At 59.6% G+C, this 22970-nt stretch carries 19 protein-coding genes and 1 CRISPR repeat array; of the genes, 5 read left to right on the top strand and 14 right to left on the bottom strand.

Going from position 1 to position 22970, the window contains the following annotated elements:
• Positions 1 to 13: 13 nt before the first annotated feature.
• From csy2 to cas1f, 4 genes are all read right to left on the bottom strand, one after another.
• Positions 14 to 943 carry a type I-F CRISPR-associated protein Csy2 gene (csy2, locus tag D781_RS02010; RefSeq protein WP_015670636.1) on the bottom strand — a complete coding sequence of 310 codons (930 nt, stop codon included), beginning with the start codon at positions 941 to 943 and terminating at the stop codon, positions 14 to 16.
• Complete coding sequence (gene csy1, locus D781_RS02005; protein ID WP_015670635.1) at positions 940 to 2277, bottom strand: type I-F CRISPR-associated protein Csy1; 1338 nt, start codon at positions 2275 to 2277, stop codon at positions 940 to 942. The genes csy2 and csy1 overlap by 4 nt, the downstream gene beginning before the upstream one ends.
• A gap of 426 nt (positions 2278 to 2703) precedes the next feature.
• Positions 2704 to 5949 carry a type I-F CRISPR-associated helicase Cas3f gene (cas3f, locus tag D781_RS02000; protein ID WP_015670634.1) on the bottom strand — a complete coding sequence of 1082 codons (3246 nt, stop codon included), beginning with the start codon at positions 5947 to 5949 and terminating at the stop codon, positions 2704 to 2706.
• The gene (gene cas1f, locus D781_RS01995) at positions 5946 to 6926 is read right to left on the bottom strand and encodes a type I-F CRISPR-associated endonuclease Cas1f (protein WP_015670633.1); all 981 of its coding nucleotides are present in this window, start codon (positions 6924 to 6926) and stop codon (positions 5946 to 5948) included. Before cas1f ends, cas3f begins: the two co-directional genes overlap by 4 nt.
• 314 nt (positions 6927 to 7240) lie before the next feature.
• On the opposite strand from cas1f, the gene D781_RS01990 reads away from it, so the two are divergent.
• Positions 7241 to 7534: a GIY-YIG nuclease family protein gene (locus D781_RS01990; protein WP_015670632.1), complete on the top strand. Its 294-nt coding sequence runs from the start codon at positions 7241 to 7243 to the stop codon at positions 7532 to 7534.
• On the opposite strand, the gene D781_RS01985 is transcribed toward D781_RS01990, so the two are convergent.
• On the bottom strand, positions 7521 to 8024 hold the full coding sequence (locus D781_RS01985) for an N-acetyltransferase (protein WP_015670631.1): 504 nt from the start codon (positions 8022 to 8024) through the stop codon (positions 7521 to 7523). The two genes, D781_RS01990 and D781_RS01985, sit on opposite strands and share 14 nt — an antisense overlap.
• Positions 8018 to 8545, bottom strand: coding sequence for an SCP2 domain-containing protein (locus tag D781_RS01980; RefSeq protein WP_015670630.1), 528 nt, complete (start codon positions 8543 to 8545; stop codon positions 8018 to 8020). Before D781_RS01980 ends, D781_RS01985 begins: the two co-directional genes overlap by 7 nt.
• A 246-nt stretch (positions 8546 to 8791) precedes the next feature.
• Here D781_RS01980 and D781_RS01975 point away from each other — a divergent pair, with 246 nt between their 5' ends.
• Entirely contained in the window at positions 8792 to 9787 is a 996-nt protein-coding gene (locus tag D781_RS01975) for a peptidase U32 family protein (RefSeq protein ID WP_015670629.1), read from the top strand.
• An 11-nt stretch (positions 9788 to 9798) separates the two neighbouring features.
• The gene (locus D781_RS01970) at positions 9799 to 10677 is read left to right on the top strand and encodes a U32 family peptidase (RefSeq protein ID WP_015670628.1); all 879 of its coding nucleotides are present in this window, start codon (positions 9799 to 9801) and stop codon (positions 10675 to 10677) included.
• A 4-nt stretch (positions 10678 to 10681) separates the two neighbouring features.
• A CRISPR array of direct repeats spans positions 10682 to 11259; the repeat unit is 29 nt; unit sequence CGGTTTATCCCCGCTCGCGCGGGGAACAC.
• 195 nt (positions 11260 to 11454) lie between these two features.
• On the opposite strand, the gene D781_RS01965 is transcribed toward D781_RS01970, so the two are convergent.
• From D781_RS01965 to D781_RS01955, 3 genes are read right to left on the bottom strand one after another with little or no spacing between them, the layout of a single operon-like run.
• A complete protein-coding gene (locus D781_RS01965) occupies positions 11455 to 12594 on the bottom strand; it encodes an ABC transporter permease (protein ID WP_015670627.1) in 1140 nt (379 codons plus the stop codon).
• Positions 12591 to 13745 carry an ABC transporter permease gene (locus tag D781_RS01960; protein ID WP_015670626.1) on the bottom strand — a complete coding sequence of 385 codons (1155 nt, stop codon included), beginning with the start codon at positions 13743 to 13745 and terminating at the stop codon, positions 12591 to 12593. Before D781_RS01960 ends, D781_RS01965 begins: the two co-directional genes overlap by 4 nt.
• Positions 13727 to 14698 carry an efflux RND transporter periplasmic adaptor subunit gene (locus D781_RS01955; protein ID WP_015670625.1) on the bottom strand — a complete coding sequence of 324 codons (972 nt, stop codon included), beginning with the start codon at positions 14696 to 14698 and terminating at the stop codon, positions 13727 to 13729. The genes D781_RS01960 and D781_RS01955 overlap by 19 nt, the downstream gene beginning before the upstream one ends.
• A gap of 229 nt (positions 14699 to 14927) precedes the next feature.
• Between D781_RS01955 and D781_RS01950 the strand changes: the two genes are divergently transcribed.
• Positions 14928 to 15941, top strand: a complete 1014-nt coding sequence (locus D781_RS01950) for a luciferase-like monooxygenase (RefSeq protein WP_015670624.1) — start codon at positions 14928 to 14930, stop codon at positions 15939 to 15941.
• A gap of 43 nt (positions 15942 to 15984) precedes the next feature.
• Here the strand turns inward: D781_RS01950 and D781_RS01945 are convergent, their stop codons facing one another.
• A complete protein-coding gene (locus D781_RS01945) occupies positions 15985 to 17427 on the bottom strand; it encodes an MFS transporter (RefSeq protein ID WP_015670623.1) in 1443 nt (480 codons plus the stop codon).
• Between the two features lie 121 nt (positions 17428 to 17548).
• On the opposite strand from D781_RS01945, the gene D781_RS01940 reads away from it, so the two are divergent.
• A complete protein-coding gene (locus D781_RS01940; protein ID WP_015670622.1) occupies positions 17549 to 18415 on the top strand; it encodes a helix-turn-helix transcriptional regulator in 867 nt (288 codons plus the stop codon).
• Between the two features lie 22 nt (positions 18416 to 18437).
• Here the strand turns inward: D781_RS01940 and yedF are convergent, their stop codons facing one another.
• The 4 genes from yedF to nlpI all read right to left on the bottom strand — a co-directional run bounded on the left by yedF (position 18438) and on the right by nlpI (position 22949).
• A complete protein-coding gene (gene yedF, locus D781_RS01935) occupies positions 18438 to 18677 on the bottom strand; it encodes a sulfurtransferase-like selenium metabolism protein YedF (protein WP_015670621.1) in 240 nt (79 codons plus the stop codon).
• Positions 18677 to 19888 (bottom strand): selenium metabolism membrane protein YedE/FdhT, encoded by a 1212-nt coding sequence (yedE, locus tag D781_RS01930; protein ID WP_015670620.1) that lies wholly within the window; start codon positions 19886 to 19888, stop codon positions 18677 to 18679. Before yedE ends, yedF begins: the two co-directional genes overlap by 1 nt.
• Before the next feature lie 131 nt (positions 19889 to 20019).
• Complete coding sequence (locus D781_RS01925; RefSeq protein WP_015670619.1) at positions 20020 to 21876, bottom strand: DEAD/DEAH family ATP-dependent RNA helicase; 1857 nt, start codon at positions 21874 to 21876, stop codon at positions 20020 to 20022.
• 188 nt (positions 21877 to 22064) lie between these two features.
• Entirely contained in the window at positions 22065 to 22949 is an 885-nt protein-coding gene (gene nlpI, locus D781_RS01920) for a lipoprotein NlpI (protein WP_015670618.1), read from the bottom strand.
• Positions 22950 to 22970 lie beyond the last annotated feature (21 nt).

Raw genomic sequence — 22970 nt, 5'->3', positions numbered from 1 at the left:
TTAATCCTTTAAATTATTCTTCATTAAATTCTGCGTACTCTTCCTGCGCCAACATCACGCCGCGGCACAGGTAGCAGTCATCTTCATGCTGGTATTGCCATAACATCTGCGGCAGATCGCTGATGCGGTGCAAGCTGCGCCATTCGCCGACGCCATATAGCGCTTCGGCAAAACGGAACGGCGTAGCCGCATCCCGGGTATTTTTGACCTCGCCCGGGGCATACAACGGTGAAATCGCCCGGTAACCGGTTTGCAGCGGCACCAGATAGCCGGCAGCCGGCTTCGGCAGGTAACGCCACTCAACGCGCTCGCTCTGCTCATCGCCTTCCGCCTGCTGTTTCAGCGCAGCGAAGTCTAACCAGGCATCCAGCATCTCCGCCTGCGGATTACCCGCACGTAGCGTCTGATAGTGGCTGTACAGCAGTTCGGAGCGATCCAGCAGCGTGAACCCCGGCAATAGCCGACGAGTAATGCGCCGCAGCGCCGCCGGCGTGCTGGGGTAAGCCAAAACGCTGACGCTGCCGATATCGACGATAGTGCCGCCAGCCAGACGCTGAGTCAGACTCAGACGCTGTAGCTCATCCGCCAGTGCCTGCGCGCCGGCTTCTCCACCGTCAATAATGCCGTTGCACTCCATGACCAGTGACACGGTAAGATGCATGCGCCCTTCTTCATTGAACGCCGCCGTTTTGGCCTCTTTGGTTAACGGATTACGCGTCAGGGCAAACACTTTGTCGTAACCGGAAGAGTACGCCTGCAGCTGTTGCTGATGGCACACCACGCCGCAGTTATCCAGCGTCAGGCCACGGCTGTGCTGCAGCTTGCGCGACAGCGCATGCGTAAAGCCAAGAAAATGGCTGATAGCCGGAAAACCATAGGTCAGGCCCGCGATGGCGTTGGCGTTCTCCACGCGAACATGACGCAAAACGATTAACGAACTCATAGCGCCGCCTCCGCCCACTCGGCCTCAAACTCACGCAACCGCTGCTTAAATAGCGGTGCCGTTGACCATTCCCTGCGTTCCACTTCGCTAAACAGCATCTGTTCATGCTCCAGCTGTCTGTTAAGCCAGACGCCAAAGTCCAGCGCGATCTCTCGCTGCCAGTCGCCGGCCTCACGTTCCGCGCGGAAATCCGGATCGTCGCGCCCTCTTAACGGATCCAGCCACAGCTGCTGGGATCGCTTCAGGCGGCATTCGGCCCCCGCGCTCCAGCCGGCCTGTGCTTCCAGGTTCTGGATGCCGGCGGCGTAGCTGAACAGCATATCAATCACCTCATCAACGCCGGCCGCGCGTCGCTGACGGATCTCCCGAGTTTTTTCCCGTGGCTGGACGCTGAGCAGATAGGCACGCAGCTGCCGTACGGCATCGCGCGCCATCGCACTGAACTCGCTGCTGCGGTAAAAAATGGAGGTATGCTTTAACGGCGGTTTGCTCTGCGTCACCCACTGCGGTGCGGCGCAGTTCAACAGCCAGTTACGGCCGCCGCGCGTGCTGTTAAGGTAAGAAATATTCTGCGGTTTGGTACCACCCATGCTTTGCACCGCCAGATTGGGGTACATCACCCGCGCTTCCGCATGCCATTTTCCCGCTCTCACCGCGGCGGAAATCTCCTTTGCCTGCTCGCTAAAACGCGCCTGTGCCAGACGCTGATGCAACGCCTGCGCCAGTGAGGAGGAGAACAGTGGACTCAGCAGGTGATACTGGTTATCGCCGATCGGGAAATAGAGCTGTTTTGCTAACGCATGGGAAGCGGGCTGTTTGTTGGTCAGAACCTGTTTAAAGCCACTGACCCACAGCTCTAACTGCTGCTCACTCTCCGCCAGCACCGCCAGTGCGCTATGGTCACCGCGGTTAAGCTGGGCGATCAGCGTGTCGCCCTGATATTCCATTTGCAGCAGCTTGGCGACGTCCAGCGCGGCGGCGTTGCCGACGGCATCGATCGCCGGCTGGCGCAGCGTTGCGGTGCCTAAGTAACGGGCATCGTTATCCTCCTGCGCTGCAAAAATGCTGCTGCCTTTGGCATCGCTGTGAGTAAACTTCAGCGCATGAGTCACCAGACCGATCTGCCCGGCGCGACTCGCCGCATCCGTCAGCCAGTTACGAACCTCATAACGCTGTTCCAGCTCGCGCCGCTGCTCAACCGCCGCTTGCCTGACAGCGGCAATTTCCGCCGCGTCACTTAACCCGGCCAGCTTTTTCTCCGTGTCTTTATCGAAGGCTTCCAGTTTCGGCTGCTTTCGGCTTTCGATGAAAGCAACAATTCCTTGATTGGACATGCTAACCCCTTTTCAAAAACCAAGACTGATCAATGATTAAAAGTGATTGAAAAAATTGAGAAAGATTGCTGCTTGCCTAATGAGGCCGAATCATCATTCACAATCATATTACTAACGTTTGACTTTGAAAGTATTATGCCTACAGCCAAGACCAGCAGCACAAAAGCAAGTCTCTGATACATTAATATTCACCTAGATAATTTGTTTTCATCTATATTCAAAGAAAATCAAATCTGGATGAATTGTATACTCATAACCAGACACTCTACAAGGATAAAAACACTCGATACTTGTTCTTCGAACTTCTCTCTCAAGTAAATATATTTATGTATAATAAAGTGACTATCGAACAGATAGCTTAGAAATAGATGATTTTATCTCAGCTAATTCAATCAGTTAATCACTGCCGTACAGGCAGCGGCGCACTCATGCGAGTGCGCCAAACACGCCCAACAGCGGGTGGTAATGCCATAACGCATCCCCTTCCTTGCGGCGTAAGCAGACTTCGCCAAACTGCTGGCTGATGTCGCTCAGCTCCTTGTTCAACTGCTCCGCCAGGCGTTGATACACATCGAAATAGTCCAACCTAAACCACGCACTGACGCCGTCGGCCAGGGTCAACGGCACCGCGCGGAATCCGGCGCTCTCCCGCCACTGCCCCGGTTGCAGATCGGGAAACTTGAAGCACGGCGTATCTCCTTCTTCCGCAATCCACAGGCAGTGACGCTCATCGGGCGCAGAGTATCGGAACGGCGTCAGCCGTTGCTGCTCGCCGCTCCAGGTCGCCTGTTCACGCCACCACTGCGCGGCGTAATAGGTTTTTTGCCCTTTCAGCCCCTGTAGTTTGACCCGCAGGCTGTAATGCTCCAGATCGACAAAGTTCTCTTTATAAGACAGCGGTCTGCGCTCCTGAATGCGCGGGATGGCGCTGACGGCCTGATACTGCTCAGGGCGCAGGATATCGTTGAGATCGTGGCTGTTCAGCACCAAGGCGGCGGACTCAAAACCCGGTCGCGTATAGGCAGGTTCTGCCCCGCGCAGCGCCCGGATGTTTTGCCGCAGCACCCATAGATTCGCCGTCTCACCAGGCTGCCGGCGGTGACGCTGAATACGCCCCGCCAGCTGAATCAGTGAACGCATTGAGCTTGGCTCGGCCAGCGCCCAGTCGTAATCATGATCGCGACCGACTTCAGCCACCGAGGTTGCCAGCACCACAAACAGCTGGTTTTGTTCAGGATAACGGCGCAGCGCCTGCGCAATCTCCGGAATTTGCCATAGCGCCTGCGGATCGTAACGCGTCAGCGTCTGATCCAGACGCTGCTCGATATGTGAACGCATCATCAGCGGATGCTGACTGTGATAGACGCAGTAGTGCACCCGCGTATCCGCCGGTGACGGCGTATTCATCAGGCGCTGAGCTACCGCCACCAGCGGATCGATATTCGCCATACGCACAACGCCCAGTGATACGCGTTGTCCGGATGGATGGCATTGATGATGATCGTGATGAAGGCGTTGCATCGCCGTTGAAAACGCCGCAGCCACGCTGTCCAACACGTCACCGGGGCGCTGGCTGAGGGACTCAACGGGCATCAACGCCATCTGACGCAATACCGGCGTGACGCCCAGCCGCTCAACGCGACGCGCGACAAAAGCACCGTGCGCCAGCTTAAAGCCGCCGGCGTCGACGATATCCTGCTGCATGGCTTCATGCTCATCAAACCAGGCGCAGCAGACATTCAGCTGCGTGTCGGGCTGACCGCACACCTGCTGATAATCCTGCCGGCCGGCGCGGTAGGCGTTAAACAACGCTTCAATCAGCGCCGGCGGCAAAGTGGCGGAAGAGAGCAGCACCCGGCTGCCCAGCATGCCGGCCCAGTTGACCAACCGGCACAGCGCCGGCAGATCGTTAAGATCAAAATCATCCGGTTCATCCAACACCAGATCGGCGGTCAACAGGCGCAGCATCGGCGCGATCTGCTGCCCGCCGCGCACGCCTTCCGTCGCACCAATCAGGTGGTCGATAGTGGTCACCAGCACCGGTGCGCTAAGCAATTTATTTAACGGCGTGCGGTTCTGCAGCCAACGGCTCAGTCGCCCGTCGTCCAGACTGCCCTCATAACTGACATAGTGATGCTCCGCCAGCAACGCTTCGGTCGATGCGCTGCCGCCCGGCACGGCGTCTTCCTGCCGTAGCTGATGAAGCTGGCTGACCGCCGCAGAGCCAATCAGCACCGCCAGATCGTCATCCTGCAGATGCAATTTATCCCGCAGCGCATCGCCAGTTTGTAAAGTCAGCGTACGCAGCCCCAGCGCTACCGAGAAACGGCAGCCCAGCGCCTCATCAGCCAGGGCATACATAATGCGCGCATTAGCAAAGGTCTTGCCGCAGCCGGTCGATGCCATATTGACGCCGAAAAAGCCCTGTCGCGCGCTGCGCTCCCGCAGTGCGCTGGCCACGTCGAACGCCTTATCCTGCCAACGAAAGCGCTCCTGCGTGCTGCGGCGCTGGAAGCCTTTATGGCGGGTTATCGCCGGCAATGTCCGGCGAATCTTCGACAAACTACGCCCCAGCAGCAGCGCATTGTGTCCAACGCCGATGGTGTGCTCATCCAGCTTCTGTTTTAGCCGGCCGCTCTGCCGGTCACTGTTGGCGTAGGCGCCGTAGCTGTCATCCTGCCAGGCGGCAGTCGCCGTCGGTAATGATGAATAGTGATGATCCGCCAGCATCAGCGTCAGGCGGGCCATATGGCTGGTAAAGCGCTGTTGCAGTACGCCGTATTGTAATAACGCCGGCTGCAACAGGGCGCGCCGGGCAAATTTATGCGCCGATACGCGCCAGTGCCGGCTGCGTATCGGCGTACCGTCGGGAAATGTCCACACCGCTTCCCTGTCCGCCCGGCTCCAGTCGTTAAGCTGATGGTGGGTGGCGTTCCACACCGCATCCAACTGCCGGGTGAGCCAGATATCCATCTGCATCGGATCCGGCGCATATTCAACACCAAGATAGGTCGGCAGGCGGTGATGGGAAACGATCAGCCAAGCCACGGTGGTTGCCAGCGGCGGCAATGCGGCAAAAGGAGAACAGTCCGGCATGAAATCGTCAGCGGCCAACGCGTTCAGTATGCGCGCATCATCGTCGGCATCGATTTCGCTCAACGCCGCCAGCCACTCCCGATCGCCGCGCTCCCCCACCCAGACGCAAAACAGTCGCAGCGACACCCACTCGTGCCGGTAGGGCTGATAGCCTTTGGCCTGGCCGCGCAGCCCCTGCTGGAACAGGGCATTGGCCTTGCCAAAGTCGTGAAACAGGCCGGCGATGGCGGCCAGCAGGCTGATGCACTCCGCGCTGCGCCACTGGTCTTCGTCCTGGCGGCGTAAAATATCGCGCTGCGTGGCGTTGGTCGGCACCGCACCCTGACGGTTAAAACAGCGCTGGTTGCCGACAATCCACAGTAATTCGGTCTGGTTGGCGCTTTTGATCCAGTGGCAGGCCACCGCCGTGTTGCGCCGCGCAGTTTTGCGCAGCAGCCGGCGCAACGTGTTCAAGCCTTCCAGCGTGATTGCCGTTTGCCATGTTCGATCGCCACGGCGTTCGGCAAACTGATCGAGAATACGCCGCGTTTCCACCAGCGCCCGTTTGCTGCACTGCGCCACCAGCATGATATTCATTGCGCCACCTGGCTCAGTTGCTGCGCCGTATCCTGCAGGGCATCGATCATGACGTCCAGCGCCTGTGCCTTCTGGAAACCGTTCAGGCAGCGCTGACGAAAGGTCTGTTCGTCCTCCCCCGCCATGGCGGCGATAAACGCCTGCGGCAGGATCAGCGCGTCTTTAATCAGGTCGGCCACGTCAAACACCAGGCCGCCGCGCCGGGTTTTGCCGTGCAGCACCGCCAACCCGTGGGGTAAGCCGATAACCCAGGTCGCCACCGCCGCCAGTCCGTAAGCCAGATAATTACCGTGGTCGAGAAAGCGGTTGGCGACATCCGCCCCGCCGCCGCGCTTGGCGCGGGTAAAATCGCCGTAGCTCACCGACTGCGCCGCCAATTTATATAATGCTTTGGTCATCACCGCTTCCTGCGTTAATAAATCGGTGCCGTTGCGACAGTCGGCGAGGTTATTTTCATAGCGGGATAATAATTGCAGCAATCGCTCCTGGGATAAATTAAACCCGTCTTCACGCTGCATGGCCGGCCCCAGCCAGTGCTGTTTTATCTGTGCGATACGCACGCGCTGAAAAGCAATGGCCGCCGCCAGGCGGGATTGTTCGTCAAACCAGAAGCTCACCCAATGCTGTAAATATTCAGTGGGACGGTATTCGCTCTGCGAGGTCAGCCAGGATACGTCAACTTCAACCTCATTGGCCGCATACAGCGGCGTACCGCCGCCCCCACAGAATCCAACCAGCACGCCAGCTTTGGCGAATTCACGCATCGCGGCCTGGGTAACCGACGTGCCGGTGCCCAGCATCACCACCGTGGTATTAGCGATGGGGATATTCCAATACAACGACTGCCGGCCTTCATCCGTGACATATTCCACCCGGCCGCCGTTTACCAGCACCCGGCAGTATTGCAGATAATATAAATTGGCACGCTTGGAGTGCAGGATAGTTTTTAATTCTGACGGCGCAATAACATTGCCCACGGTTATTATTCCTTTCCTATAAAATTAGAAAAATCCATTTTTATGGCGCAATTTTTATGACGTAGCGATAAGCATGCGGCAATGAACCGTTTACCCTCACAGGGGGAAATATAAAGTTCTATTATCTATTTTACTATTGCCGATCTCTTATTTTTGCTAAAAAGTCGCCCCGGCGATAATAATCGCCTGATTGCATATATTTTTACCGGTACAATCGTCCGGTTAGACAGGAAAAGACGAAACGGGGATACTGGGCGCCGTATACCGCCCGGGACGAACCCGCGCGATGATAACTCGCTCAAAGGTAGGAATGAATGGCGGAAAGCACCACCTGGCACCTGTACATGCTGCGCCTGCCAAGCGGCATGCTGTATACCGGCATCACCACCGATGTGCTGCGGCGGCTGGCTCAGCATCAGGCGGGCAAAGGCGCCAAGGCGCTGCGCGGCAAAGGCGAGCTGCAGCTGGCCTTTCACTGCGCGGTCGGCGACCGTTCGCTGGCGCTGCGGCTGGAATACCGCGTCAAGCAGCTGAGTAAAACGCAAAAAGAGAGGCTGGTGTCACACCCGCCTCTGTCTTTGGATTATCTGCTGGTTAAAAACGGTTAAATGGCGCGGCGTAGTCCACGGCACCGCTGACGCCGTCCAGCGCGTCCGGCGCCAGCGGGTAGACCTGGAACGCCTGCTCGCAGCCCGGCCAGCGGCAGCTCAGCCCGTACTCCGCCGCCGGCTTAAAGCCAAAGCGCGCGTAGTAATCCGGCTCGCCCAGCACCACCACCGCCGCGTAGCTGAACTCGTTTAGCGCATCCAGCCCTTCGTAAACCAGCTTCTCCCCCAGCCCCTGACGACGCAGGCTCTCTTCCACCGCCAACGGCGCCAGACCGACCCACTGGCGGTCCTCCCCGGCGACGTCAACCGGGCTGAAGGCGGCATAGCCCACCACGCCGCCTTCGTCATCGGTGGCGACCACGCCCAGCGTCAGCTGGCCGTCTTCACGCAGCTGACGCACCAGGTCGGCTTCATCATCACGCCCGAAGGCGCGGCGCAGCAGAGCGTCGATGCCTGCGGCGTCTACCGGAATCTCGACGCGAATCAGCATGGCGCCACCACTTGGGAAGACGGTTCTGCGCCCTCTTGTAAACCTGCTTCAACAAATTCCGCCAGCTGCAGCAACCCAATGCGCAGCGGTGCCGGCATGGCTTCCAGTTCAATCGCATCCATCAGATTTTTTACATACAGGCCCAATTCGGTATCCCCTTCAATCTGTAGCCGACGCTGGAAAAACAGCGTGTCAGGATCCTGCTTGCGCGCCGCGATCAGGATCAGATCGTTGGCGTCGCCGCTGAAGCTGACGTCGGCTTGTGCATGCTGGCGAACCACCAGCCGATCGTTTTCTACCGTCATAAACCATTGTAGCGCCAGATCCCGCACTTCGATCTTCAGCCACCGTGATTCAAGAAATTCCAGATCGCCATCCGCGAGCGCCTGACGGAACTGCCAGCCCAACACCTGTTCCAGCAGTTGACGCTGCAGGGCGAAAGGGGTGAGTTTGAGCGGCACGCGCAGCAGCGACGGCCCCTGGCGCACAATGCGCGATCGTAGTTTTTCCAACACGGTCATCCACTCCTTCATTACTTAATTAGCGCTATTTTGCCATATTGCAGCCGGGCTTCCGCGGTCTATATCAACAAATCATGCGATTGCGGCTAACGCCCCTTTGTTTATCAATACGCCAGAAACTGCCCCAAATCAAAATCTGTTGCGTATGACTTCACTAAAATTATTCCCCCCGTTAAACATCGCCGCGGCCGTATTGCCCGCGGCGACAACCGTCACAGCGCCTCGTCGCTGGACCAGGATCACAGTATGGAGCTGCTTTGTCCCGCCGGGAATTTACCGGCGCTGAAGGCCGCAGTCGATAACGGCGCCGACGCCGTGTATATCGGTCTGAAGGACGACACCAACGCGCGCCACTTCGCCGGGCTCAACTTCAGCGAAAAAAAACTGCAGGAAGCGGTGGAGTATGTGCATCGTCACGGCCGTAAGCTGCATATCGCCATCAACACCTTCGCCCACCCCGACGGCTATGCCCGCTGGCAGCGCGCGGTGGATATGGCGGCGCAGCTGGGCGCCGACGCGCTGATTCTGGCGGATCTGGCGATGCTGGAGTACGCCGCCAAGCGCTATCCGCATATTGAGCGCCACGTCTCGGTACAGGCCTCCGCCACCAATGAGGAGGCGATTCGCTTCTATCAACGCCACTTTGCCGTGCACCGCGTGGTGCTGCCGCGCGTGTTGTCGATGCATCAGGTGAAACAACTGGCGCGCACCAGCCCGGTGCCGCTGGAGGTGTTCGCCTTCGGCAGCCTGTGCATCATGGCGGAAGGCCGCTGCTATCTCTCTTCTTACCTGACCGGCGAGTCCCCCAATACCGTCGGCGCCTGTTCGCCGGCGCGCTTTGTCCGCTGGCAGCAGACGCCGCAGGGCATGGAATCACGCCTCAACGACGTGCTGATTGACCGCTACCAGGAAGGCGAAAACGCCGGTTACCCGACGCTGTGCAAAGGGCGCTATCTGGTTGACGACGTGCGCTACCACGCGCTGGAAGAACCCACCAGCCTGAACACGCTGGCGCTGCTGCCGGAGCTGCTGGCCGCCAATATCGCTTCGGTAAAAATTGAGGGTCGCCAGCGCAGCCCGGCCTATGTCAGCCAGGTGGCGCGCGTCTGGCGTCAGGCGATCGATCGCTGCATCGCCGACCCCGCCGGCTACCAACCCGACGCCAGTTGGATGACGGCGCTCGGCGCCATGTCTGAAGGCACTCAGACCACGCTCGGCGCCTATCACCGTAAATGGCAATAGCAGGAGGCTGCATGAAATACGCATTGGGGCCGGTGCTCTACTACTGGCCGAAAACCGAGACCGAGAGCTTTTACCAGCAGGCGATGCACAGCAGCGCCGATATTATTTATCTCGGCGAAAGCGTCTGCACCAAGCGGCGCGAGATGAAGGTCGGCGACTGGCTGGCGCTGGCCAAAGAGGTAGCACAGTCCGGCAAGCAGGTGGTGCTTTCCACGCTGGCATTGCTGCAGGCGCCTTCCGAATTAAACGAGCTGAAGCGCTACGTAGAGAACGGCGAGTTTCTGATTGAGGCTAACGATCTCGGTACGGTGAATATGGCGGCGGAGCGCGGCCTGCCGTTCGTCGCCGGCCACGCGCTGAACTGCTACAACGCCTATACCCTGCGGCTGCTGCACAAGCAGGGCATGACGCGCTGGTGCATGCCGGTGGAGCTGTCCCGCGACTGGCTGGGAAAAGTGCTGGAGCAGTGCGCCGAGCTGGGCTTCCGCCGCGGTTTTGAGGTAGAGGTGCTGGGCTACGGTCACCTGCCGCTGGCCTACTCCGCCCGCTGCTTTACCGCCCGCTCGGAAAACCGCGGCAAGGATGAGTGCGAAACCTGCTGCATCAAATACCCGCAGGGGCGCGCCATGCGCTCACAGGAAAATCAGCAGGTGTTCGTGCTCAACGGCATCCAGACCATGAGCGGCTACTGCTACAACCTGGGGAATGAGCTAAACGGCATGCAGGAGTTGGTCGATATCGTGCGGCTGTCGCCGCAGGGCGTGGAAACGCTGACAATACTCGAACAGTTCCGCGCCAATGAAAATGCCGGGCAGCCGCTGGCGCTGACTAACGATAGCGACTGCAACGGCTACTGGCGACGCGTCGCCGGGCTAGAGCTGGTGCGGTAACTGCCGGTTTATCCCCGCTCGCGCGGGGAACACCCACAATCATTGCGCTATTAATATCAAATTTTCGGTTTATCCCCGCTCGCGCGGGGAACACCACTGTTCATGCCTCCAAATCGAGTGAGTCTGCGGTTTATCCCCGCTCGCGCGGGGAACACTCAGGCGTCACGTCCTCAACTTGCGACTGCTCCGGTTTATCCCCGCTCGCGCGGGGAACACTTTTGTCAGCCGGACGACGCCCTCGTAGACCTCGGTTTATCCCCGCTCGCGCGGGGAACACTTCCTCTGCTCGCGTGGTGACGTCAGAAAAACCGGTTTATCCCCGCTCGCGCGGGGAACACATTAAAGGTGACTATCACCGCGTATATTTTAACGGTTTATCCCCGCTCGCGCGGGGAACACTCTGCTGTGCTGGGCTTGCTGACCCGGATCGGCGGTTTATCCCCGCTCGCGCGGGGAACACCAGGAATGCGCCGCTGCCGTTCGCGCCGCGGGCGGTTTATCCCCGCTCGCGCGGGGAACACGGTGCTGATCACGCTGGCCAACGACGGCCAGGCGGTTTATCCCCGCTCGCGCGGGGAACACACTAAATATATCCAATTGAATTATATTGATTTTTTACCACTTAAAAAAGCCACCGACTTTCTACGATAATCTGAAAAATATAACCGATTGAAAAAAAATAACTTTATTTTCACTTCGCCACAGAATAGCCGCGGCACCAAACAGATAATCACTCACCTTCTGCCGCACGTACCGAACAGACTTTATCCTGCAACACTACACCCGCCGTTTCCGGAACAGGTTGCGCAGCGCTACGCTGTTATGCGCCAGCCCCACCCCGATGCCGATCACGGTATACACCGCACCAAGCAGCAGCAGCATCAGCACGTCGTTCCCCACTTCATTCAGCGACATCCCCATCTGGTTCACCCCGGCGATCGCTTTGGTGGCCCAGGTGGAAGGGATGCAGTATGAAATGGCGCGCACCCAGCCCGGCATCGCCTGCAGCGGCCAGATGGTGCCGGAAAGGTAGAAAATCGGCGTGGTGATAAACGCCAGCGTCAGGTAAATCATCTCCACGCTGCGCAAGCATTCGGTCACCAGCTTCCCTAACCCCAGCACCGCCAACAGGAACGGGAAGGTCAGCAGCAGCACCTCCGCAATATTCGCCGTCTGCCGGTAGCCCAGCACCCACGGCCACAGCACAAACAGCACGATGGACAAAAACAGCCAGATCGGCAGCAGCGCCGACAGGCCGCCAAGGTACACCGGGATCGAAGGTTTGCCGCTCGGCGCACTTTTCAACGCGATGCTGACCCGCACGCTGGCGATCAGCAGCGAGTGCTGCAGCAGCATGACCAGCAGGCCGGGGAACACGATCGCCGCAAAGCTGATGCCGGGGTTAAACACGTCCAGCGTCTGCCCCTGAATCGGCGTCATGATGATCTGCGCCTGCCGTTCGCTAAAGCCGCTGCGTAGCAGCAGCGAGGTATTGTATTGACTCAGCAGCTGCTGATAGGCGGCCACCACGTCCTGCTGGATCTGGCCGTTGGCCAGCCGGTTGGTCGCGTCGCCGTACACCGGCACCACGATGTTCTCGCCGTGCAGGATCTTCTTCTCCAGATCCACCGGCATAATGATCACCGCAAACAGCTCGCGCCAGCCCAGATCGCGCTGGGCCTGCTCCAGGCTGTCGTAAGTTTTGATGGCGACTTTCGAGGTGGCGTCCAACTGGCGGATCAACTCACGACTGGCGCTGCTGTAATCCTGGTCGATCACCCCCACCGGCAGATCCCACACCGAACGGTTGGCGTACACCAGGCTCATCACGCACAGCGACAGGATCAACATCAACCACATCGGCCGCTCCAGCATGCCGATCAGCACCCGGCTAAAGGTTTGCCAGTAGCTCTTCATTGCGTTCCTCCGTCCTTAGCCAACCGCTTCAGCAGCCGGTTGCGCACCAGAAACGCGGTCACCAGCGGATAAACCAGCAGCAGCGCGCACACGCCGAAAATCGCCCGCGCCGGCACCTGGCGCAAGAAGACGTCAAACATCGCGTACAGCGCATGGGTCAACGGTTCAATATTGGAAATAATCCGCGCCGGCAGCGGCATCGACAGCTCCGGCACCGCCATGCCGGAGTAGGTCATCGCGATACTGACCAGAATACCGATCAGGCTGTAGGCGGTGATCGCGCTGCCGGTAAAGGTAAATAGCAGCAGGCCGATGCTCTGCGCCGCCGCCACGTAGAAAAAGCCAATCAGCAGCATAAACAGCGGGTTGCCGCTGACGCGCGCGTCGAAAATCCCCACCAGCGCGGCAATCTCAATCATCAGCAGCGTGGTAAAGCAGATGGTATACGGCGCCAGCTTGCCCAGCAGCGCCAGGCTGAACGGCCGCGCGCTCAGCAGTGACTTGCTGCGCGCCATCACATAGATCATGCAGGTGACGACAAACAGCTGCAGCAGGTGAATGGTCGCGGCGAACTGCTGATAATAGATATAGCTGCCGCTGGCGTTAAATAAGCTGCCGTAGTTGAGCGTCACGTCCGCCAGCTGCGGCAGCGTTTTCCCCATGCTGGCGGCGATAATCGAGCGGTAGCTGGCGTTGGTTTCCGTCATCAGCCCGCTGAAATCCTGGGTGGAATAGAGCCCGGCGCCATAGAACAGGGCGTTGTAATACAGCACGATGCTCGGCTGCTTGCCCGCCAGGGCGTTCGCCTCCAGATCCGGCGGCACATACAGCAGCGCATAGTCCTGCGCGCTGCGCAGCCGGCGCAGCGACTCGCTCAGCCCGCCGTCATGGGCCTCGACGTGGGCATGGGAGCCGGCGTCCAGTTTGCGGATCAGCGACTTCGACAGCGGACTGTGATCGTTATCCACCACCGAAACCGGCAGGTTCAGCAGCGTGCCCTCCGAGAAGTTGCTGCTGATCAGGCCGAACAGCATCAGCGGAAACAGCCAGCCCAGCCAGTGGATCACCGGGCTGCGAAAGGCAACCCGGCACTCCCGGCTAAACGCGTGGCTGAAGCAGCGCCATCCGGCCCTTACTCTTTCCATTGCCATAAGCTGCTCATCCCTGGGCGCAGACCTTCAATCGGCTGAGCCGGGTACAGGCGTACTTCAAAGGTTTTCAGGTCGAAGTCGCCGGTGGCGCGCGTGGCGCGTTTGGTGGCGTAATCCCCCAGCGGCGCGATATAACGCACTTCGGCGTCGATGAGCTTATCCTTCAGCGCCGGTACGCGCAGCTTCACCTTATCGCCCTTGCGTATATTCGCCAGAATGTCTTCCCGCAGGTTAAACACAAAGTAGGCGTCCGGCAGGCGGATCAGCGTCACCAGCGGGCTGGAGGCGTTCAGCAGTTCGCCGACCTCGGCCGGAATCGGCCCCACTTCGCCGTCCACCGGCGCTTTCACCTGCAGGTCGTCGGCCTGCGCCTGCACTTCCAGCAGGTTCTCTTCCGCTGCGCGCAGCGCCGCGGCGTATTGCTGACGCAGCTCAATACGGTCGCCGTTGATGCCTTCATCCAGCTTGGCCTTCGCGTCCTGCACCTGTTGATAGGCGGTATCGCGCGAACGGCGCGAGCTGTCCAGCTCGGACTTGGAGATATAGCCTTTAGCCGCCACGCTGCGGTTGCGGTCGTAATCATGCTGCGCGTTGCGCAGTTCGGCCTGCGCCTGCGCCAGGCTGGCGCGCAGGCTGCGGATGTTCTCTTCGCGCGTGCCGTGCAGCGACTGATCGAGCTGCGCCTTGGCCTCATCGCGCGTCGCCTGCGCCGAACGCAGCTGGGCCAGCAGTTCCGGGCTGTCCAGTTTAATCATCACCTGGCCGGACTTGACGTCATCGCCGCGTTCAATCAGGCGTTCCACCACCCGTCCCTTGGCTTTTGACGCCACGATCACTTCCGGCGCGTCTACTTCGCCCTGCAGCAACAGATCCTGATTATGCGAGCGGAACAATACCGCCATCGCAATGGCGATCACCACCAGCAACAGGGTCAATAAGGTCTTTTTATTCATGCATCAAAGCTCCCTGAGCGTAAGCGGCTGGCGAAAATATGACGGTCCATACAAATATGACGGTCCATACAATGTCGGTCTCTCCCAAAAGGCCGTATCTGCGACAAGGATATCACAAGCACGTATATCCTCTTTTATAACCGCAATTTGCATTATGCTTTTAACGTGAAATTGCAGATCCCTGCACTCGCCCTTTAAGCGATGAAACTTGCAACAATGGACGAATGATATGACACAACACGCATCGGTCCCGCTTTCGGTACTGGATCTCTCCCCCATTCCTCAGGGAGCAAAGGCGCGCGACGCGTTTCACTGCTCTTTAGATTTAGCACAACATGCTGAAAAGTGGGGGTTCCAACGCTATTGGTTGGCGGAACATCACAATATGACCGGTATCGGCAGCGCGGCGACCTCGGTGCTGCTCGGCTATCTGGCCGCCGGCACCGACAGCATCCGCCTAGGCTCCGGCGGTGTGATGCTGCCCAACCATGCCCCGCTGGTGATCGCCGAACAGTTCGGCACGCTGGAGTCGCTGTACCCCGGCCGTATCGATCTGGGGCTGGGCCGCGCGCCCGGCACCGACCAACGCACCATGATGGCGCTGCGCCGCCACCTGTCCGGCGAGGTGGATAACTTCCCGCGCGACGTACAGGAACTGCAGCACTACTTTGCCGAGACGCAGCCCGGACAGCCGGTACAGGCGGTGCCGGGGCAAGGGCTGCACGTGCCGATCTGGCTGCTGGGCTCCAGCCTGTACAGCGCGCAGCTGGCCGCCAAGCTGGGCCTGCCGTTCGCCTTCGCCTCCCACTTCGCGCCGGATATGCTGTTCCAGGCGCTGCGACTGTATCGGGAAAACTATCAGCCTTCCGAACGCTGGCCGCAGCCGCATGCGATGGTGTGCGTCAACGTGATTGCCGCCGACAGCGAGCGCGATGCGCGCTTCCTGTTCAGCTCTATGCAGCAGCAGTTTATCAACCTGCGCCGCGGCGAACCGGGGCCGCTGCCGCCGCCGGTAGACAATATTCATGCGCTGTGGAGCGCTGGCGAGCAGTATGGCGTCGAGCAGGCGCTACGGATGTCGATCGTCGGTGATGAAAATAGCGTGCGTGAAGGGCTGCAGGCGCTGCTGCAAGAAACCGAGGCCGATGAAATCATGGTTAACGGCCAGATCTTTGACCATCAGGCGCGGCTGCGTTCGTTTGAGATCGTCGCGCAGGTGAAGGATGGGTTAACGCGCGGCTAAACGCCGCGCGCCGCGGCGGGGGAATTCTTCCCCCGCCCTTGTTTCAGCTGCGTGAAGGCTGCCCGGCCGCCGCCAGCCGCCGATCGGCGCGCAGCGCCAGCCCGGTGCGCAGCAGCAGCGCCAACATCAGCAGCAGTTCCAGCGCCAGTGCCGCCAGCAAAGCATGCAGGTAGTCGCCCGGCGACACGTGCAGCACCTGCACCAGCACCGTCCCCAACAGAATCGGCCCCAGCCCCAGCGACGTCTGTTGCACCGTCGCCAGCAGGGCGCTGCCGGAACCGGCATGCTCGACCGGCACGTCCGCCAGGCCAATACGGAAGAAGCCGCTGACGATCAGCGCCTGACCGGCGCCAATCAGCAGCGTCGCCGGGATCAAATTGAGAATGCCCGGCTGCGGCCACACCAGCAGCATGGTCAGCATCAGCGCCAACAGCCCGCCGATCTGGATCAGGCAGCCAAGCAGCAGCGCGCGCACCTTGCCGATATGCTCGATCACCATGCTGCTCAGCAGCGAGGAGATAAAATAGGCCACCCCAAGCGCAATAAACGCATTGCCCGACTGGAAGGCGTTCAGCTGCGCGCCCGCCTGCAGCGTCAGCGCCATCACAAACATAAAGCCGCTCCAGCAGGAGAAGAACAAAATAGCGATGGTCAGCCCGAATCTGACGCTCGCCAGCCGCAGCAGCGCCGGCGGCAGCAGCGGGAAGTTATTGCGCCGTTCCTGCCGCAGCTCCACGCGCCACAGCTGCAGCAACAGCGGTCCGCTGAGCGCCAGCAGCGCCAGACACGGCCACGGCCAATGCCACACCGGCCCCAGCGCCAGCGGAAACAGCAGGCAGACGATGGTCAGCGCCAGCAGTAAAGTGCCGGGCCAGTCGATATTGACCGGCCGCTCCGCGCGCGTGTCTGGCACCCAGCGATGGGCGCAGGCCAGCACCAGCGCGCACAGCGGAATATTGATCAAAAAGACGCTGCGCCAGCCGTAGCCGGCGATATTCAGTGAAATCAGCAACCCGCCCAGCACCTGGCCGATGATAAACGCCAGCCCGCCGATGCCGCCGTACAGGGCCATCGCCCGGGCGTGCTCGCGTCCGCGCAGGCAAACGTGAATGGTCGCCATAATCTGCGGCACAATCATCGCCGCGCCGACCCCCTGCAGCGTACGCGCCACCAGCAGCAGCCAGACCGAGTTCGCCAGGCCGCACATCAGCGAGGCCACGGCGAACAGCCGCACGCCCCATAAAAACAGGCGTCTGCGCCCCAGGTTATCCCCCATGCGGCTACCCATCGCCAGACAAACGGCAAACGCCACGCCGTAAACCGCGACGATCAGCTCCAGCTGCGTCGGGCTGGCGTGCAGCGACTGCGCCATCGCATCCAGCCCGACGTTGACGATGGAAAAGTCAATCATCGGCAACAGCTGCCCCGCCAATAAAATTATCAACCCCGCACGGCCCAGACCGGCCGCAGATGATGGTGTGCTCATCGTGTCTTACCCTTGTATCAAACCAGGAATGTGACTAGCATCACCATTAAATTAAACGGGTACCAGTTCTTGATTATCATGGTATAAAAACTACCGGTCTTATTGCGCAGGGAAACTATTTATGTCTGAAACCATATCCCCGTTCGACGCCGGACAGACAGATAACCGCAAGCAGCTGGGCGCCTTTTTGCGCGCTCGCCGCGAAAGCCTGGACCCGAACCGGCTGGGCCTGCCGCGTATGCGCCAGCGCCGCACGCCCGGCCTGCGCCGGGAGGAAGTGGCGCAGCTAGCCGACGTCGGCATTACCTGGTACACCTGGCTGGAACAGGGCCGGGCGATCCAGGCCTCGGCGAAAACGCTGAGCGCCATCGCCCACGCGCTGCAGTGCAATGAGGCGGAAACCCACCACCTGTTCAGGCTGGCGGGGCAAAGCCTGCCGGCCGGCGCCCGCCACGACGGCTGTGAAAAGCTGTCGCCCTACGGGCAGCGGCTGCTGGATCAGCTCGATCCGCTACCGGCGATCATCTCTAACGCACGTTTTGATATTCTCGGCTTTAACCGCGCCTACTGTCTGCTGATGGGCGTCGATCTGGCTACGCTGCCGCCGGAGGATCGTAACTGTATCTATCTGGCGTTCACCCACGAGCAGTGGCGCGCCAGCCAGCTGGACTGGGACGATATCATGCCGAAAATGGTGGCGCTGTTCCGCGCGCAGATGGCGGAGCATCTGGGCGATCCGGTCTGGGAGCAGCAGTTGGCGCGCTATCTGTCGGTCTCGGAGGATTTTCGCGCGCTGTGGGAGCGGCATGAGGTACGCAGCATCGATAACAACGTCAAACGCTTCCTCCACCCGCAGGTCGGGGAAATGAGTCTGCGGCAGAATAACTGGTGGTCGGCGCCGCGCAACGGCGACCGGATGCTGGTGTATATACCGGCGGATGAGCAGAGCGAGCGCCGCCTGCAACTGCTGACCGGCGGCGCGGAGTAACGGCGGGCACAGGCCCGCGCGGTTAACGCTGGATCAGATAGCGGATAGTCGGCCCGTCCTGCTGGATATCCAGCACCGTGTAGCCGTGGTTGCGCGCATCGAGCGGGATGTTATTGATCGACTGTGGGCAATCGCTGATCACCTCCAGGATTTCGCCGGCTTTCAGCTGCGGCATCGCTTCCAGCGTCGCCACCGCCGGGTAAGGGCACGGCTCGCCCAGCATATCCAGACGGTAATCCGGCACTATCGTTTGTTGCGTCATCACATACTCCTCGCACTAACCTGTTCTGTCCGCGCCCTGGCGCGGAAAAAGCGTTTCTCCCACCACAGCATAGCGACCAACGCCAACGCCAACAGCAGGTAAGTCACCAGCAGCCCGCCCGTCGGGCCGAATACCTCCAGCAGGTTGACCTTGTCATAGTCGGTGGCCAACGACGGCGCCAGCGCATCCCAGTAGTAGGCCAGCAGCGTCGCGCCGATGATATTGCCCAGCCCGACCCACCAGTAGTGCACCTGCCCTTCCACCGCACGGTACATCCAGCCGGTCTCGCAGCCGCCGGCCAGCACGATGCCGAAACCGAACAGCAGACCGCCAATCAGCGCGTTCGGCCCGGCCCACATGATTTTGGGCGCCACGCCCAGCTGCACATAGCTGAAGATGCCGATGGCGCTGACCGCCATGCCTAAAATAATCGCCCGCGCCATATGGGTGCGGCCGGTGATCCACAGATCGCGAAACGCCGAGGTGAAGCAAATCTGCGCCCGTTCAATCAGCAGGCCGAAGGCGATGCCGAATAGCATGGCGATGCCCAGCTTCGGCGCATCAAACAGCGTCCACAGCGACCAGGCCGTCATCAACAGGAAGATAACCATCCCCAGACGGAAACGGCGGCGCGCCTGCTGCGGCAGCTGGGTCAGCGGCGCGGCGGCCTGCACTTTCTGCAGTTTTACCGGTACGCGGAACAGCGGCAGCAGGGTAAATTTGGCGCCAAAGTAAGAGCCGACGGCGGTCGCCAGCGCAAACAGCCAGGCGTGCAGCGAAAACTGCGGAATACCGGTAAAAAATGCCGCCAGGTTGCAGCCCATCGCCAGACGCGCGCCAAAACCGGCGATAATGCCGCCCAGCAGCGCCTGCACAATGCGAATGCGGTGCTGCGGCCGGCGCAGCTTGATGTTGTTGGCCCACAGCGCGGCGGCGATGCAGCCGGCGAACATGCCGATAATCATCCGGCCGTCGATGCGCGTCAGCGGCGTGCCTTCCAGACCAATCACTTTGAAATACGCCCACTGCTCGGGATGCAGTCCCAGCCATTGCAGAACGTGGCCGCCCCAGCGGGTAAATTCCCCGGTAACAGCCCAGAAGGTACCGGTCAGGCCAAAGTAGTAAGTGGCCAGCAGACCGGCGGCGATCACCGCCGGCAGCGGCGCCCAGAAACGCACCAGATAGTCAGTTTTAAATTGTTGCCAGTTCACGGCATCCCCTGTCCGTTAAATCATTAAGAAAAACCTTGTAAATGATACGCCATCTGGCGCGGAAAGGCAGATTGCAGGCATAAAAAAACCAGCCCGCAGGCTGGTTTGGTCATGGATTGGCTAATCCTTACTTATGCATCGCCGAAACGACGACGTGGTGCGCGCTCGCGGCTGGCGTTGCCGCCACGACGCTCGCCGTTGCCGGCTGCGTTGCCGCCTTCACGACGTTCACCGAAAGAACGACGTGGGCCGCCTTCACGGCGCTCACCGTTGAACGGACGACGGTTGCCGCCGTCGCGACGTTCGCGGCGCTCGTGCGGCTGTGCATCGCCCAGCAGCTGCATGTTCATCGGCTTGTTCAGAATGCGGGTGCGAGTGAAGTGATTCAGGATCTCGCCCGGCATGCCTTTTGGCAGCTCGATGGTGGAGTGGGAGCCAAACAGCTTGATATTACCGATGTAACGGCTGCTGATGTCGCCTTCGTTGGCGATAGCGCCCACGATATGACGCACTTCCACGCCGTCATCACGGCCCACTTCAATGCGGTACAGCTGCATTTCACCAACGTCACGACGTTCACGACGCGGACGGTCGCCGTCACGACGGTCGCCGCGGCGGTCGTCACGATCGTTGAACTCACGTGGTTTACGCGGCTTGAAGACCGGATCCGGCGGCAGGATCAGCGGACGTTCGCCCTGCGCCATTTTCAGCAGCGCGGCGGCCAGCGTTTCCATGTCCAGCTCTTCTTCCGGCTGCAGTTTAGCCAGCAGTGCACGGTACATATCCAGATCGCTGCTTTCCAGCTGCTGCTGAACTTTAGCGGCGAATTTTTCCAGACGGCGTTTGCCCAGCAGTTCTGCGTTCGGCAGTTCTACTTCCGGAATGGTCAGCTTCATGGTGCGCTCGATGTTGCGCAGCAGGCGGCGTTCGCGGTTTTCCACGAACAGCAGCGCGCGACCGGCACGGCCGGCGCGGCCGGTACGACCGATACGGTGAACGTAAGATTCTGCGTCCATCGGGATGTCGTAGTTAACCACCAGGCTGATACGCTCAACGTCCAGACCACGCGCCGCCACGTCGGTGGCGATCAGGATGTCCAGGCGGCCGTCTTTCAGGCGCTCCAGGGTCTGCTCACGCAGCGCCTGGTTCATGTCGCCGTTCAGCGCGGCGCTGCTGTAGCCGTTACGCTCCAGCGCTTCCGCCACTTCCAGCGTGGCGTTTTTGGTGCGCACGAAGATAATCGCCGCATCAAAGTCTTCCGCTTCCAGGAAACGCACCAGCGCTTCGTTTTTACGCATGCCGTACGCTGTCCAGTAGCTCTGGCTGATGTCCGGACGGGTGTTGATGCTGGACTGAATGCGCACTTCCTGCGGCTCTTTCATAAAGCGGCGGGTGATGCGGCGAATCGCTTCCGGCATGGTGGCGGAGAACAGCGCGGTCTGATGTTCAGCCGGGATTTCCGCCATGATGGTTTCAACGTCTTCGATAAAGCCCATACGCAGCATTTCGTCGGCTTCATCCAGTACCAGACCGCTCAGGTTGGAGAGGTTCAGGGTGCCGCGTTTCAGGTGATCCAGCAGACGGCCTGGCGTACCCACCACGATTTGCGGGCCTTGACGCAGGGCGCGCAGCTGTACGTCGTAACGCTGGCCGCCGTACAGGGCCACAACGTTTACGCCGTTCATGTGTTTGGAGAAATCGGTCATCGCTTCAGCAACCTGCACCGCCAGTTCGCGGGTTGGCGCCAACACCAGGATTTGTGGCGCCTTCAGGGAAGCGTCGATATTGTGCAGCAGCGGCAGCGAGAACGCCGCAGTCTTGCCGCTGCCGGTTTGTGCCATACCCAGCACATCGCGGCCGTTCAACAGGTGAGGAATACACTCAGCCTGAATAGGTGATGGCTTAACATAGCCCAGGTCGTTCAGAGCAGAAATGATCGGAGCAGACAGCCCCAGGTCAGCAAAAGAGGTTTCAAGCTCAACAGTCATGTACACGTGCCTCATTAATAATGGCTGCCAGTCTACATAACTCATCGCGAAAATTTTCAGTCATTTTCATTGAAAAGTGTGAACCGGCTCAAATTAGATTATAAAACGAACAAAAAAGCCCTCACCCGTTAAGGCGATAGCGATGGCAAAACGCCATGGTCTATCCGGCTGATATAAGTGTTCGTCAGCTATTGCTGGTCCGATTCCGATAGGTCGTCTTGTTCTTGGCCCAAAAGCGCCAATTCCAACAATGCATAGCGGTGCTCAACAAAGTTATGAACGTTGTTAGCGACCGTCAGTTTGAACAACGCCGAAGCGGAGTTCTTGTCCCCCAGACTCAGGTAGTGTTTACCCAAATAGAAGTCAGTTTCACTGAGATGCTCAGCGAGCGAAGTGTTATCCGTTGCATCTGCCTTGAGGCGTTCCATCAGCGTGTTTTCGCTGATATCGCCCAGGTAGAATTCGACAATATTCCATCCCCATTGCCCTCTGTCCGCTTTGTCATAACGCTGCTGGAGCGCGCTGACGGCCATCTTGGGATCGATTTCTCTTTCCACCAGGTACAGCCATAACGAACGGAAGGGATCGTTTGGGTCGTCTTGATAAAACGCCTGCAGATCATCCTGCGCCAACGGGAAGCGGCCGCCATAGTACAGTGCGATGCCCCGGTTTAAACGCGCGTAATTGTAAGTTGGATCAAGCTCTAGTACAGAATCAAACGCTTCATAGGCAGCATCAAAATTGCCTGCCTGCGTTAAGTAAATGCCCAGGTAGTTGAAAACTTCCGGCATATCAGGACGTATCGCCAGCGCTTGTGAAAAATCATTGCGCGCCAGTGCACGTAGCCCGAGGCTATCATACAGCACACCGCGCTCATATAAAAGCTGTGCGCGTTCATCGTCCGTCAGTGCCCGGCTGGCAAGAATTTGTTCCATGCGCGCCAGGATCACTTCCTGCTGCAGCGTTGGCTGCAACGGGATCGCCAAAACTTCGTCTTTACGCCAATCATTGTTGCTGCATCCTGCCAGCATGAGCGCTGTCGCAACGTAACACCAGCGTAAGAAAAGCTTCATTTCCCACTCCCGCAGACAAAC

The organism is Serratia sp. FGI94 (assembly GCF_000330865.1).
Lineage (GTDB): Bacteria > Pseudomonadota > Gammaproteobacteria > Enterobacterales > Enterobacteriaceae > Serratia_B > Serratia_B rubidaea.
The sequence above is the reverse complement of the archived record's forward strand: the minus strand, read 5'-3'. Positions and strand labels throughout refer to the sequence as shown.